Source organism: Planomicrobium sp. MB-3u-38 (assembly GCF_002836425.1).
In the GTDB taxonomy this organism is placed as follows: Bacteria; Bacillota; Bacilli; order Bacillales_A; family Planococcaceae; genus Planococcus; species Planococcus okeanokoites.
This window is the reverse complement of sequence record NZ_PJBO01000059.1, coordinates 37702-52277: the sequence shown is the minus strand read 5'-3', so window position 1 is coordinate 52277 and position 14576 is coordinate 37702. Positions and strand designations below refer to the sequence as shown.

Genomic DNA, 14576 nt, shown 5'->3' with positions numbered 1-14576 from the left:
TCACCATAAATTAAGGCTGTTATTTAAACAAACAATTTCCTGTCTTCAATAAAACACAAATAGTGTACACTAACATTAGGATTTTATTAACCCACAAAGGAGCACACTGATGGAAACGACTACATTCGCGATCAAAGAAACGACAATAAATGAAATTCAGCAGGCTTTCAAGGAAGGCCGCCTTACTTCCGTCGAGCTGGTGCAAAGCTACCTCGACCGGATTGAACAATATGACAAGAACGGCCCGAAAATCAATTCGGTGCTGTCACTGAATCCTGACGCGCTCAAAATCGCAGCCGAACTGGATGAAATGCGCGGACAGGACGGACAAGGTCCGTTATACGGCATTACCGTCCTCCTGAAAGATAATATCGAAACGACTGATGCGATGCCGACGACAGCCGGTGCCATCGCGCTTGAAAATAATTTCGCGCGCCAGGATTCGTTTGTCGCTGCCCAATTACGGCAAGCTGGCGCCATCATTTTGGGCAAAGTCAATTTGAGCGAATGGGCTTATTTCATGTCGAAGGATGGTCCGAGCGGCTACAGCGGACTCGGCGGACAGGTCCTCAACCCTTATGGTGTCAGCACATTCAAGGCCGGTGATGTCGGCGGTTCGAGTTCTGGAACCGGCGCTGCCATCGCCTCGAATTTCGCAGTTGTCGGCGTCGGCACGGAAACAGCGGGTTCGATTTTAAGTCCGGCCAGCGCCAATTCGATTGTCGGCATCAAGCCGACCGTCGGCCTCATCAGCCGTACTGGCATCATCCCCATTGCGGAAAGCCAGGACACCGCTGGACCAATGGCTCGCACTGTTACTGACGCGGCGATTCTGCTCGGTGCGCTGACCGGAATCGACGAAAGCGACCCGGCTACGCAGGCAAGCGTTGAAAAAGCGTTGACCGATTACACATCTCATCTGAAAGCTGACGGATTGAATGGCGCCCGCATTGGCGTCGACGTTTCGTTTTTGAATGACGAAGAGCCGGAAGAACGCGCCATCATCGACCAGGCCATCGAAGTGATGAAAGCACAAGGTGCAATCATCGAAGAAGTGGAGATTCCCGTCGAACCGTTCCAGTCAGACGTCCTTTGGTACGAATTCAAACGCGGCGTCAATGCTTATCTGCAGACCACATCCGATGACGTCCCTGTCAAAACGGTGGCAGAAGTGATTGAGTTCAACAAACAAGATCCCGAGCGCCGCATGAAATTCGGCCAGGCGGAATTGGAGAAATCGCAGTCGATGAGCGACGACCCTTCAGACCCGAGATACCTGGAACACCGTGAAACCGATTTGCGGACGGCAAAAACGGAAGGCATCGACGCCGCCATGGCGCAGCACAATCTGGATGCTTTGTTATTCCAGGACAATCGCGGCGCAGGCATGCCGGCAAAAGCGGGCTACCCGTCCATCACCGTTCCAGCCGGCTACACAAGCAACGGCCATCCCGTCGGCGTGACGTTCAGCGCGTTGGCGTTCAGCGAAGCGCGTTTGATCGAACTGGCTTATGCTTACGAGCAGGCTTCCAAAAAACGCATTGCCCCGAATCTCGAAAACTATTAAACGCATAACAAAACACCCTCTGCTGACAAGCTGGTATCGACATACCGGCAGCTCAGCGGAGGGTGTTTCTGATTTTATTCGAATAAAGGACTGACGGGCTTTTCGTTATGCACGTGTTCAATCGCTTCCGCCAATAACGGCGCGACCGAAAGAATCGTGATTTTCGGCGTGCGTTTTTCTTCCGGCACATCGATCGTGTTCGTGACGACAAGCTCGGTCAAAGCCGAGTTCTCGATGCGCTCGATCGACCGGCCGGACAGCACCGGATGCGTACAGCAGGCGTAAACGGCTTTTGCGCCGTTCTCAACAAGCATATCGGCAGCGAGTGCAATTGTGGTCGCCGTATCGACAATATCGACGATGATGATGACGTTCTTGCCTTTGATGTCACCGACGATATTCACGGTTTCAGGTCCGCCCGGCTCTTCCTGGCGCTTATCAATGAAACCGATCGGCACGTTCAGGTGGTCCGCCAGATTGCGGGCTCTGCCAAGGCCTCCGTTGTCAGGCGCTACCACGATGGCATCTTCCAGGTTCTTATCCGCAAAATGTTTTTTGAGAATCTTGCCGCCGCGCAGCTGATCAACCGGCAGATTGAAGAATCCCTGGATTTGAGGGGCGTGGAAATCCAGTGTGATTATATGCGTCGCGCCAGCTTTTTCAAGCATATTGGCCACGAGCTTCGCCGTAATCGGTTCGCGGGAAGCCGCTTTCCGGTCCTGGCGCGCATAGCCGTAATAAGGGATAACCACATTGATCGTATTGGCGGATGCCCGCTTCAACGCGTCAATCATGATGAGGAGTTCCATCACATGCTCATTGCCAGGCTGCGAAGTCGACTGCACGAGATAAACATCCGCACCGCGGACACTCTCTTCGATATTGATCTGGACTTCCCCATCACTGAAACGCGTGATGGAGCTTTTGCCCAGTTTGACGTCGAGCAGCTCAGCAATTTCCTGTGCCAGATCGGGGTTGGAATTCAAGGTGAACAATTTGAAGTTTTTGCGTAATTGATAAGGCAATGGGTGGGCCCCCTTCTAATCAAGATTATAAAAAAGTTGCATCAACAAATAGCAGTCATATATTCCTTTCTTCCAATGAAAGAAGTCTCAAGAGATATGGAGCAAAACAGCAGAGACTCCCAAGGGAACAGAAACGGAGTTGGCTTTCCAACTCCGTTTCGACGAAGTGCAAGATCCACTCTAGTGAGATACTGCCACAGCTAGATGTAAAAACCGTGCTCCTGCATCGCTGCGCTGCTTCGTCGCAAAGAATTAGCCTCGTATACTTCGGCTAATGTCTTCGGAGCTGTTTTGCGGAATATCGACTACTAAAGCATATTAGTGCAACTTTTATAGATAATTTTATGATACCGTTTTCCGGCCGCAATAGCCAACGGTTCGCGGGTATTTCCATTTTTCATTGAATTCGGGTAAATGCGCTGGCGTTCTTTTCCGTATGGCATTATGGTTATAATAAATAAAAAATGAAAGTGGGAAATTGAATGTCGTTTACGGATTTATCGATTGCTGCTGATGCTAAGATTCTGCCCATCCAGGAAATTGCCGAACGTGCCGGAGTTCCGGATGAAGCGCTGGAGTTATACGGAAAATATAAAGCGAAAATAGATGTCAATTCCTTGCCTCCGGCTGCCGGCTTAGGGAAAGTCGTACTGGTGACGGCGATCAGCCCCACACCTGCGGGTGAAGGCAAATCGACGGTGACAGTCGGGTTGGCGGATGCATTCAATAGAATGGATGAATCGGTAATTGTGGCTTTGCGTGAACCTTCACTTGGACCCGTCATGGGCGTAAAAGGCGGCGCGACGGGCGGCGGATTCGCACAGGTGCTGCCGATGGAAGATATCAATCTGCATTTCACCGGTGATATCCATGCCATCACGTCTGCGAATAATGCGCTGGCCGCGTTTATTGATAACCACCTGAACCAAGGCAATACGCTGAACATCGATCCTCGGCGAATCACGTGGAAACGCGCACTTGATATCAACGACCGTGCGCTGCGCCAAGTGACGATCGGGCTCGGTGGACCGGCTGGCGGCATCCCTCGCCAGGACGGTTTCGATATTACAGTGGCATCTGAAATTATGGCGGTTCTGTGCCTCGCGACATCTTTGGAAGATTTGCGAGAACGGCTGGCGAGCATGGTTGTCGGCTATACGTATGACAGAATGCCGGTTATGGTGCGTGATCTCGGTGTTGAAGGGGCGCTGACTTTATTGCTAAAGGAAGCTTTCAAACCGAACTTGGTGCAGACGATCGAAGGCACGCCTGCGATCATCCACGGCGGACCATTCGCGAACATCGCGCACGGCTGCAACTCGCTGATGGCGACGAACACGGCGAGACGGCTGGCGGATATCGTCGTGACCGAAGCGGGATTCGGCGCGGACTTGGGTGCGGAAAAATTCATGCACATCAAATCGCGCAAAGGCGGATTCCACCCGGATGCGGTCGTGATCGTGGCGACGGTGCGGGCGCTGAAGATGCATGGCGGCGTGGAGAAATCGTTGCTGGGTGACGCGGATGCGGATGCAGTGCGACGCGGCATGGTCAATCTGGCCAAACACGTTGATACGATCCGACAATTCGGTGTCGAGCCGGTGGTGGCGTTGAACCGGTTTGTTAGTGATAGTGAGGAAGAAATTGCGGAGATTATGGCGTGGTGTGAAGCTGCGGGTGTGCGTGTTGCGCTGACGAATGTGTGGGAGCAAGGCGGCGCCGGCGGTTTGAAATTGGCGCAGCTTGTGAAAGAAGAATTGGCGCGGCCGAAAGACTTTTCGATGTTGTATGACGAAAGCGATTCGGTGGAAGAGAAGCTTCGTGTAATTGTGCAGAAAGTATACGGCGGTGCTGATATTCAGCTGACTGATAAGGCGCAGAAGCAGCTGGTCGAATTGAAGAAATTCGGCTGGGATGCGCTGCCGATCTGTATGGCGAAGACGCAGTATTCGCTATCCGACCAGCCGAAACTGCTCGGCCGGCCGGAAGGCTTTACGGTGACGATCCGCGAGATCATGCCGAAACTTGGCGCGGGCTTCCTGGTGTGCCTGACGGGCGACATCATGACGATGCCCGGGTTGCCGAAGCAGCCGGCGGCTTTGAAGATGGATGTTGGACCTGATGGTGAGGCTGTTGGGTTGTTTTAGGAGTTGGGGAGTTGTGAGAGTTGTGAGTATGTGAGTTTGAGTTTGAGTTTGATAATTGTGTCCCCGGGAGCTGCGGCTTTTGGGGATTTTTTTGTGGGAGTTGAGGGGAAAATTTGCTGAACGCCTGATTATTTTTTTGAACGCCCGATTATCTCCCTGAACGCCCGATTATTTCCCTGAACGCCCGATTATCTTCCTGAGCGCCCGATTATCTCCCTGAACGCCCGATTAATCCTCCCCGCCCCTTTTCAAAAGTGAAATCGCTCGCCCTGTTGTCGGTTAATGAGAAAAAACTCTCCCCTTAACTCAAATACTGAAAGAAAGTGCTATTATGGATGCTTTTCGCCGATGCGAAAAGCGAAAAAGCAAAACCAAACTCCAGCTAAAAATATTTTTAGAATTTTTAAATAATAGCGTTTCGGAATGCTATAATTTATCCATATGGAAGAAAGAGGTGGCGACTATAAAGGAATCGATTGGGCTTTTGCCGCATGGACAGGCTATTCACTATTTTATTGCAAGACTTCCTAAAACGCATGACCAGCGAGAATATCTGGAAAATCAGCTGCATCGCAAAACGGCCGGCGAGCGTGGGGAAAAAAAGATGCGGAAGAAATTCCAGGAGTTTCACCTGGACGAGAATTTTGCGGCGTTATGGGACATCGGCCTGATAGACGGCGGTTGGAAGACGCAGTTTGACGGGCTGGTGATAACGGAAAAGTGCATAATCATCCTTGACTCGAAGAATGTCAGCGAAGACCTCCATTTCGATGAGAAGACGGGTGAATTTATTCGCATGGATTCGAAAGGGCAGCGGCTGATTCTGGATAATCCGGTGTTTCAGCTGAACAAGAATATACAGTTTTTGAAGCGCTGGCTCGGGAAGCGGAAAATCGATGTTCGTGTGAAGGGGCTGATTGTGTACACGGCGAACCAGTGCCTGTTCCACTCGAAGCCGTCCGGCGCTCCGATTTGCAAAACGTATCAGATGAATGATTATCTCTACAACATTCTGCGTCCTCTTCCTCCAGATCCTGCGCCTTTGAAAATAAATAAAATCAAGAGGCTGATCGAGGCGAATCACTCGCCGTATGTGCGGAGGCCGCTTTGCGAAACCTATAAGATCGCATATGGCGATTTGCAAAAAGGCGTGTATTGCGCGGATTGCAAGGGATATCAGATGGCGCGGGTGAAAAGGAATTGGGTGTGTTCAGGGTGCGGGGCGAAGAATTCGGCCGCCCACCATTTTGCGCTGCAGGAGTATTTTTCGTTTGTGGATGACAGTTTGTCGAATAAGGAATTTCGGGAGTTTTGTTTGTTGGGGAGTGCTGATGTGGCAAAAAGGATACTCTCGCAGTATGACTTTAAAGTTTTTGGAGATACTAAATCACGACGATATCGAATAAAAGAATAATCATAATCTGCCGTCTAAAAACGGCGTTTTTTTATGCCCGAATTGCTGAACGCCGGAATATTTCCCTGCGCGCCGGATTATTCTCCTGAACGCCTGATTAATGTTCTGAACGCCTGATTATTCTCCTGAGCGCCTGATTATTCATCTGAACGCCCGATTTAATATCTATAAGCTATTTTCCATCTCAAAAATTAGCCTTCACCCCACCTCCCAAAGCCAAATCTCCCTCTCCCAACCAACCCAAGCCTCAATTTCATGCTTTTCGCAAGCGAAAAGCGATTAAAAACTTCAAAACCCTAATCATTCTAATTTTCATTACAGTTGCCTACTCCAATATCTCCAGAATAACTTCTCTTGCTCCATCGTTTTTCAGTCTGTAATGGCCATCTGTTTTATCGCTATTGAATAAGTCTAAATCAGTATCAAAATCGAGCCATAATCTGAGTGTGTCAATCGAGCCATTGTTGTAGAGCATTACGATGCTATAGTCTGGCTGCCGAGAGAGTTCGTATGATCCATTTTTGTGATTCGCTTTATTGAGTGAGGCTGTAAAATCCTCAATTTCTTGCTGATCGTCAATTACAAAGGTTTCTTCAAATTCTTCATTCGCATAGTCATAAGCTGACACTTCCAGCTGCACCGGGACTTCTTTAAAGTCATTGGATGGAAGGACGAAATTAACAATCAGTAAAACAATACCTGCCGCGAGCATCACCAGCAAAAGCTTCTTCAACGTCATTCCCCTCCTTTATTGCTTAGACGATGATTTTGAAGAATAGTTTCAGCGATGCAAAAAAACACCAGCCTTCATAGTATAAGGACTGGTGCTTCGGTAAATCATTATTCTGCATTCAACAACTCCATTATTACATCTCCCTCAGCATTGACCGATTTGACGGTTCCAAAACCTTCGACCATGTAATACTTGTCGCCGTCTTCATTTGTAATTTCGACTGCATTGCTGAAAGTTTGATAAGCGGTTTCCACGGTAACATTGACTCCGGTGATTTCGAGAGTGATCGTTTCATCCTCCATGCCATTGGTGAATGTTTTGCCAACCTGCACCGGGTAAACGATGGCGACATCGCCTTCGGAGTACGGATAACCGTAAGCAAGGTAGTCATAATTTTCAAGCTCGAGATATTCATAGTTGCCGTCATCCGTGTCGACGGTCCACATGAATCCGTAGATAAGACCGCCGCGGTCCGGGACATCTTCGAAACTGTGGGCTTCTGTTGTGCCGTCTGCATTTTCATAAGTGTAGACTTTGGTTTTGTCTTTCTGGTAAGAGCCTTCAATGACGGCATCATTTTTGAATTCAGGTTCGAGTGCCCGCGCCAGGAATGCTGCATACTGGCCGCGCGTCACTTCCACTTGCGGGCGGAAAGTGCGGTCAGGATAACCGATCGTGATATTAGCGGCAAGGATTTTGTTGATGGCTTCCGCGTAATAGGCATCGGCAGAAACGTCTGTGAAAGTCGATTCAATTCCAAAAACAAGGTCAAATACCCGCTCCACAATCAATGCCATGTCGCCTCGGATGATCGGCGCGTTGGGTTCGAATTTACCGTTCCCGACACCCAGTACATAACCGGCTTCGGCAGCTTCCGCGATCCAGCCGCTGGCGTAATGGCCGGCCGGCACATCAGTAAACTCCGTCGCTCTTTTCGTTCTATCAAAATCCATCAGGCGGCCGATCATCACGACGGCTTCTGCACGTGTGACTTCTGCATCGGGCCGAATGGTGCCATCCGGATAACCTTCAATGACTCCGCGGTCCATCAGATACATAATTTCCTCATAAAACTGATGATCTTCAGACAGATCCGGTGCGGCAGCGGCAGGCAGGGCCAAAATGACTGACAGCAGAACGATGAGCACACCCATCACTTTCTTCATCAATGTCACTCCTCCGTATTGCTTCATCTTGCCTTCATTCTACCACCAACTGCATGTTAAAACATCAGTTAATTAATAAAATAACAGAAAAATACGAACCATTTCTCTCCAAATCATGTTTAACGCCTTTCCCTTTTATCGCATCAGATAATTGTCAATATTTTATTAATACTAACAATTAAATATTACTATTTGATTACAAATGTGATAAGATAGAAACAAACAGGGAGGGATAGATTATGAAGACGGTAATGTCTTTAATCGCCGCTGCCATCCTGATGATCAGTTCGTTTTCGTCACCCGCCAAAGCGATTGTGCTGTTCGACGATGTGCCTGGAGACCATCCGTTCGCCTATGAAATCGCGTTTCTTCATGAAGAAGGCATCATCAATGGCTACCCTGATGGAACCTTCCGGCCAAATGATCCTGTCAAACGGTCGCACGCTGTCGCCATGATCGGACGCGCCTTGAATCTGGATGACACGCCGCGCAACACAGGTTTCCGTGATGTATCGGCCAGCCACGAGTTTTCCGGTTATATCGCTTCTGCTGCTGAAGAGGAAATCATATTCGGTTACCCGAATAATTATTTCCGTCCGGATTGGACTGTGACACGCGCGCAAACGGCAGCCATGCTGGACCGCGCCCTCTACTTCCCGGATGCGCCCGACAATAATTTCCGGGACATGAGCGAAAGCCATTACGCCTTTGATGCCGTTTCACGACTGGCTTACCAAGGCGTTGCCCGCGGTTATCCGGACAATACTTTCCGTCCGGACATTGAAGTAACACGTGCGCAGTTTGCGGCATTCCTTGCACGGGCCATCGAGCCGAGTTTCATTCCTGAAAAACAGGACCTGCTGATGACCGCCAATGACATCCTGGCAGAACTGCAGGCCGAAGACTTTGACGATGTTGCCGCTTATGTCAGCTCCGCGAAAGGATTGACATTCTGCCCATACGCCGGCGGCTGCATCGACAGCGGCGGAGTCACTTTCACCAAAGCGCAGCTTCCCGGCTTCATGAATGATCCGAATGATTATTTATGGGGATACGAAGATGGAAGTGGCTTTGAGATCAATTTGACGCCTGCCGAGTATTATGAGGAGTATTTAATGGAAGCAGACTACAATGCCAAAGAGCGGTATGGACGCAGTGAACAGCCGATGACGCATGAGCTGATCCACCGTAAATATCCTAATGCAACTGTAGTCGAGTTCTATTATCCAGGCACCGACCAATACGATGGAATGGACTGGCAGAGCCTGAACATGGTATTCGAGAAAAACAGCAACGGCGATTGGGTGCTGATCGCGATTGTGAATGACCGCTGGACGATTTAGGAATTGGAAATTAAACAGAGAAAGACCTGGCAAAATGCCAGGTCTTTCTTACGTTTAAGGAAGTATTCCATACAAGCTGGCTTTTCTCCTCATTTCTCTCTCTTTCTCTTAACAACTTTCTCCTCCTTCACCAGTTCAGCCTTTTCCAGGATAGGCGAAATAACGCCAATCACTGGAATGCCGAGAAACTCTTCAATATCCTGCTCATTTTTTATTGTCGTATCCAAGTATTCCAGAAGAAATGCAATTCCGACTCCCAGCATCAATCCTACTACTGCAGCAATCGCCATATTGAGCAGCGGATTTGGAGACACCGGTTCCGGATTCTCCTTCAGTACAGCCGGCGACAGGACCGAGACATTGTCGACGTTCATCAAATCCTGAATATCAGTTTCGAAGACATCGACGGTTGTATTGGCGATATCCACTGCCCTTGCCGGATCCTCGTCCTGTACGGCAATGTTTATGATCTGTGATTGATCAGCATTGCTGACGGTGATGTTGTTATCCAGCTGATCGGAGTTCATATCGAGATCCAGTTCTTCAACGACCTGATCCAGAATTGCGGGACTTTTGATGATGCCGGAATAAGTATTGATCAACTGCAGATCGGTCTGGATGTTCTGATTGATCAATTGACCTGTCTCTGCCGGGTTCTGATTGACGAGAATCTCTGTTGATGTTTCATAAACAGGCGTCAGCAAAAAATATGATACAACGCCTGCAATAATTATAGCCAATAATGTAAGTAATATTATAAGGCCGAACCGTTTCCGAATGGTTTTAAAAAGATCCTGTAAACTGATGGTTTCTTCCATTGCACGACAGCTCCTTCAAGCTTGGATGTACAACCATGAAATTTTCAAGCCGCAATTCTTCAGACAAGCTAAAAAGCTGTCCTTAGCCATCTGTTATGACAATTAGGAACAGCCTGATTAAGCGCATAATTTACCGATCGATTATTAAAGTTTATTGTGATCAGCCAAACGCTGGTGTTTCTCCGCACGCAAATCATATTCCCTGATGAAATAAAGGACTGCTTGCCTTGAAATGCCCAGTTCCCGCGCAGTTACAGAAGGGCCTTCATTGCGGTCGATATACACTTGCCGAATCACTTCTTCTGCACTTTTACGATGTTCTTTCTCCAGCTTTTCCAGATAATCCTGATAGGGATGCATACAGATCATCCTACTTTCCAGTCAGATTTTATATGAGTACTGAATTTTCTGTAATTATTTATAAATGATTATACCCTTTAAACAACTTTATAACTAGTGCTAATCGAAATTTACAGGAACTTTTACTTAGTTACCTTGTTTTTAAATAGACAAATTTATACAAAAATATTTATGGTATACTTATATTGGCAATTGTGTGAATATAGATAATAGACCAATAAAAGGAGAAACACACATCATGAATCAAAAGAATGTTCGTCCTATCAATGTGTTAGTCATTGAACCTCACCCCCTTTTTCGCGAAGGACTGAAGCGCGTCCTTGAAACAGAATCGCGGATCCAAATAATAGCTGAAGGAGAAAACGGCGAGCAGCTCCTTCCGATGTATGAGGAATTCCAACCTGATGTGGTCCTGATCGAGCTGAACCTGCCGCAGCAAAGCGGTATTGATGCAGTAAAAGATCTTACCGAGCAATTTCCACAGGCAGTCGCTTTGATCTTTACGGTGGATGATAGCTTTCCGAATGTCTCCCAGGCAATCCAAGCTGGCGCAGCAGGCTACCTGCTGAAAGAAATGGATTTGACTTCGATTTCCGAAGCCATTACAACAGCGGCCAATGGCGGAATTTATCTCCATCCCAAAATCACGAAGGATTTCGTGTCCGAGTTCAACAAATTATCCCTTGATGAAAATGTCGGCGCCTTCGTTCAATCAGAACTCACACTTCCCTACCATCTCCTCACAGCCCGCGAAACGGAAGTCCTTCAATTGCTGGCAGATGGCTACAGCAATAAAGCATTGGGTGAAGAGTTGGACATCAGCATCAAGACGGTCAAAAACCATGTTTCTACTATATTACGTAAAATGGGGTTAAAAGATCGCACACAAGTTGTCGTTGAAGCCTTGAAAAGAGGCTGGGTCGAACTTCGTTAAAAATTGAACATCACTCCGATAATTTGCTCAGCTTTTGCGCGAAAGCTTGCTTGGGTTGAGCAGCTCCCCTCACTATCCCACACTCAAAAAAGCCGTGCCGGAAATCATTGATTTCCGGCACGGCTCTTCTGCAATAACCACTCAATGTGTCCAGTGATGCAGGAAGAAATAGGACAGGATGCCGATTACTGCAATGATTGACATAATCAGCATCGGCACAAGTCCAAAGGTGGCTTCCACGACGCTCACTCCCTCCGCTTTTCGTCACATCCGCTCCATTTCCTTAATCTCATTATAATCGAACTCAAATAAAATAGATATAAAATAATCTGATTATTCGGTCTTTTAACCGTAATAAAAAGCTGTATCCCATTTTTATGGATACAGCTTCTTCATTTATTTTTTCACTTTTATTGCAGCCAATTCTGCATTCAATGCTTTAAACAACGCCACGACCATCAGGATCATGACAAAGGAAAACGGCAGCGCCGCAATGATGATCGTATTCTGGACCGCGTCCAAACCGCCGACCCATAACAGGATGGCCGCCACCAAGGATTGCGCCACACCCCAGAGGATCTTGATCTGATTGCTTGGCAGCAATGAACCATTCGTTGATTGCATGCCCAAAACGAAAGTGGCTGAATCTGCTGAGGTGATGAAGAATGTGCTGACCAAAAGAATGGCGAGAATCGACAGCAGCATGCCACCCGGCATTTCATTGAACATACCGAACAAGGTCTGGTCGATCGGCAGCGCCGTCAAATCGATGCCGCTCTTTTGGATATCGACCGCCGTTACGCCGAAAGCAGCAAACCAGAGCGAACCGAAAATGGTCGGCACCAGCACGACGCCGATCAGGAATTCACGGATGGTGCGCCCTTTGGAAACGCGGGCGATGAACATGCTGACGAATGGCGCCCAGGAAATCCACCATGCCCAGTAGAAAATCGTCCAGCCGTCGAGCCAGCTGCGATTCTCCGCATTCAGCGGAGCGGCTTGCGTGCTCAAACTGATCAGATTTTGGACATAAGCACCGAAAGTTTCTGTGTACATATTCAAAATCAGGATCGTCGGTCCCATAACCAATACAAGAATCAATAAGGCAATCGCCAATACCATATTCGTGTTCGACAGGTACTTGATTCCTTTATTCAGTCCGGACCACGCGGAAATGATGAACAGCAACGTGACCACACCGATGATCGCCAATTGCATCCATTCCGTCTGCGGCACTCCGAATAAATAGGAGATTCCGCCGTTAATTTGCGCAGCTCCGAAACCGAGTGACGTCGCGACGCCGAAAACGGTGGCAAAAACGGCCAGGATATCGACCAATGTGCCAAGCGGACCGTTCATCCGGTCACCGAAAATCGGTTTCAAGGTGGACGAGATCAATGCCGGTTCGCCTTTGCGGAATTGGAAAAATGCAAGGGATAATGCAATGATGCCGTACATCGCCCACACATGGATGCCCCAGTGATAATAGGTGCGCTGAAGAGATTCCTTGAACGCGGCATCGGTTCCCGCTTCTGCTGTTGCAGGCTGACTCGCGAAATGTGATAGAGGTTCTGATGCGCCGTAGAAAACAAGACCGATTCCCATGCCCGCTGAAAACAGCATCGCCATCCAGGTGATGGTGGAGAATTCGGGTCTGTCCCGGTCTTTGCCGAGACGGATTTTGCCGTAGGGACTGACAATGATGACAAAAACGAGGAGTAAAAGGACAGCCATAATGACAAGATAATACCAGCCAAATGCTGTGTTGATGAATGTTCTGATGTTGCCTGTGGCTTCTTCAAAGATGTCAGGTGCCACCACTCCGAATAGGACCGTTAAAATTACCAAAGCAAATGTGATATAAAAAACTTTTGTAGCTTTCTTCATGTTGCCTCCCGTTAACGATTTATTTGATACATAGTTGTTAAGAATACCGAAAAACAACATTATAGTCAAATACAATAGTGTTGGAAGGCTTTCTCTTTAAGGAAATCCAGGCGTTTTTTCCGAAACCAAAAAACGCGCGAAGAAACCGCTCCATTACTGGATTGATCAGTCTCTTCACGCATAATATATACAGCTCCACAATACCGCTTCGTTTTTTTACTATTCCTTTATAATTTCTTCGTCGCTTTTTCCCCTTCCCTGACCCCTTCACTCTTGAATACATAGACAAATGTCCAGACCAAAATCTTCATATCCAGCAGCATCGTCATATGCTCCACGTACCCACCGTCAATCTTGGCTTTCATCTCGATCGGCAGCTCATCCCGACCGTTGATCTGCGCCAAGCCAGTCAAACCCGGCATCACATCATTGGCTTTATATTTATCCCGCTCCTCAATCAGATCAAACTGATTCCACAGCGCCGGCCGCGGACCGATCAGGCTCATGTCCCCTTTCAGGATATTGAAGAATTGGGGCAGTTCGTCGAGACTTGTTTTTCGCAGGAACTTCCCTGACCTTGTTATGTAAGCTTCCGGTTTATCGAGAAGATGCGTAGGCATATCTTTCGGCGCGTCAATCTTCATCGTTCGGAACTTCAGAATTTCGAATTCCTCTTTCCCTTTTCCGACCCGCTTCTGCCTGAAAAGAATCGGCCCAGGCGAATCCACTTTAATGTACATGAACAACAGCAGGAAAACCGGGGACAGCGTAATGATTACAGCTAATGATAATAAAACATCGAAGACCCTTTTAGAAATTGAGAACATAGTTTGCACTCCTTCTTTGATAATCTTCTGCATAAATAACTGAAAATTCTAATAAATAAAGATAATCTTAACATTACTTTTACACTGTGTCACTACAAAATATACTCAAAAAAGGGATTTCTGATGGGTATTTTGATGTGTAAATTTTTCTATTAATCGATATTACGCTAAACAGCTCGCTTTCCTGGGGGCTTGCACTGAGCTAACTCGGACTCGTTACACTTCGCCCGAGTGGATCTCAGCACTTCGCTCGAACCTGAGTTGGAAAGCCAACTCAGGTTCTAATCCCCTGGGAGTCTTCGCTGTTTTGCTCCATATCTCAGATTACTTTCTTTAATAATGTGGACTGCCTTTA

Annotated in this window: 12 protein-coding genes; 5 read left to right on the top strand and 7 right to left on the bottom strand. The window is 47.8% G+C overall.

The window, feature by feature from the left end; all coding sequences use genetic code 11:
* The first annotated feature begins 109 nt into the window (after nt 1-109).
* Nucleotides 110-1567, top strand: coding sequence for an amidase family protein (locus CXF70_RS10585; protein WP_101802637.1), 1458 nt, complete (start codon nt 110-112; stop codon nt 1565-1567).
* A gap of 74 nt (nt 1568-1641) precedes the next feature.
* Here the strand turns inward: CXF70_RS10585 and CXF70_RS10580 are convergent, their stop codons facing one another.
* On the bottom strand, nt 1642-2592 hold the full coding sequence (locus tag CXF70_RS10580; protein WP_084244448.1) for a ribose-phosphate diphosphokinase: 951 nt from the start codon (nt 2590-2592) through the stop codon (nt 1642-1644).
* A gap of 482 nt (nt 2593-3074) precedes the next feature.
* On the opposite strand from CXF70_RS10580, the gene CXF70_RS10575 reads away from it, so the two are divergent.
* Together CXF70_RS10575 and CXF70_RS10570 are read left to right on the top strand one after the other, a co-directional pair.
* Entirely contained in the window at nt 3075-4739 is a 1665-nt protein-coding gene (locus CXF70_RS10575; RefSeq protein WP_101802636.1) for a formate--tetrahydrofolate ligase, read from the top strand.
* 454 nt (nt 4740-5193) lie between these two features.
* On the top strand, nt 5194-6153 hold the full coding sequence (locus CXF70_RS10570; RefSeq protein WP_158241184.1) for a nuclease-related domain-containing protein: 960 nt from the start codon (nt 5194-5196) through the stop codon (nt 6151-6153).
* Between the two features lie 325 nt (nt 6154-6478).
* Here the strand turns inward: CXF70_RS10570 and CXF70_RS10565 are convergent, their stop codons facing one another.
* Complete coding sequence (locus tag CXF70_RS10565; protein WP_101802634.1) at nt 6479-6886, bottom strand: YhfM domain-containing protein; 408 nt, start codon at nt 6884-6886, stop codon at nt 6479-6481.
* A gap of 107 nt (nt 6887-6993) precedes the next feature.
* Entirely contained in the window at nt 6994-8052 is a 1059-nt protein-coding gene (locus CXF70_RS10560) for an S-layer homology domain-containing protein (RefSeq protein ID WP_101802633.1), read from the bottom strand.
* Between the two features lie 239 nt (nt 8053-8291).
* Between CXF70_RS10560 and CXF70_RS10555 the strand changes: the two genes are divergently transcribed.
* Nucleotides 8292-9395 carry an S-layer homology domain-containing protein gene (locus tag CXF70_RS10555; protein ID WP_101802632.1) on the top strand — a complete coding sequence of 368 codons (1104 nt, stop codon included), beginning with the start codon at nt 8292-8294 and terminating at the stop codon, nt 9393-9395.
* An 89-nt stretch (nt 9396-9484) separates the two neighbouring features.
* Here CXF70_RS10555 and CXF70_RS10550 read toward each other — a convergent pair whose 3' ends face one another.
* Both CXF70_RS10550 and CXF70_RS10545 read right to left on the bottom strand, forming a co-directional pair.
* Nucleotides 9485-10213 carry a YveK family protein gene (locus CXF70_RS10550; protein WP_101802631.1) on the bottom strand — a complete coding sequence of 243 codons (729 nt, stop codon included), beginning with the start codon at nt 10211-10213 and terminating at the stop codon, nt 9485-9487.
* Between the two features lie 144 nt (nt 10214-10357).
* On the bottom strand, nt 10358-10573 hold the full coding sequence (locus CXF70_RS10545) for a hypothetical protein (protein ID WP_101802630.1): 216 nt from the start codon (nt 10571-10573) through the stop codon (nt 10358-10360).
* Nucleotides 10574-10811: 238 nt separating this feature from the next.
* Between CXF70_RS10545 and CXF70_RS10540 the strand changes: the two genes are divergently transcribed.
* Nucleotides 10812-11507: a response regulator gene (locus tag CXF70_RS10540; protein ID WP_101802629.1), complete on the top strand. Its 696-nt coding sequence runs from the start codon at nt 10812-10814 to the stop codon at nt 11505-11507.
* A 396-nt stretch (nt 11508-11903) separates the two neighbouring features.
* On the opposite strand, the gene CXF70_RS10535 is transcribed toward CXF70_RS10540, so the two are convergent.
* Both CXF70_RS10535 and CXF70_RS10530 read right to left on the bottom strand, forming a co-directional pair.
* A complete protein-coding gene (locus CXF70_RS10535; protein WP_101802628.1) occupies nt 11904-13394 on the bottom strand; it encodes a glycine betaine uptake BCCT transporter in 1491 nt (496 codons plus the stop codon).
* A 227-nt stretch (nt 13395-13621) separates the two neighbouring features.
* The gene (locus CXF70_RS10530; RefSeq protein WP_101802627.1) at nt 13622-14221 is read right to left on the bottom strand and encodes a sugar transferase; all 600 of its coding nucleotides are present in this window, start codon (nt 14219-14221) and stop codon (nt 13622-13624) included.
* Nucleotides 14222-14576: the final 355 nt, after the last annotated feature.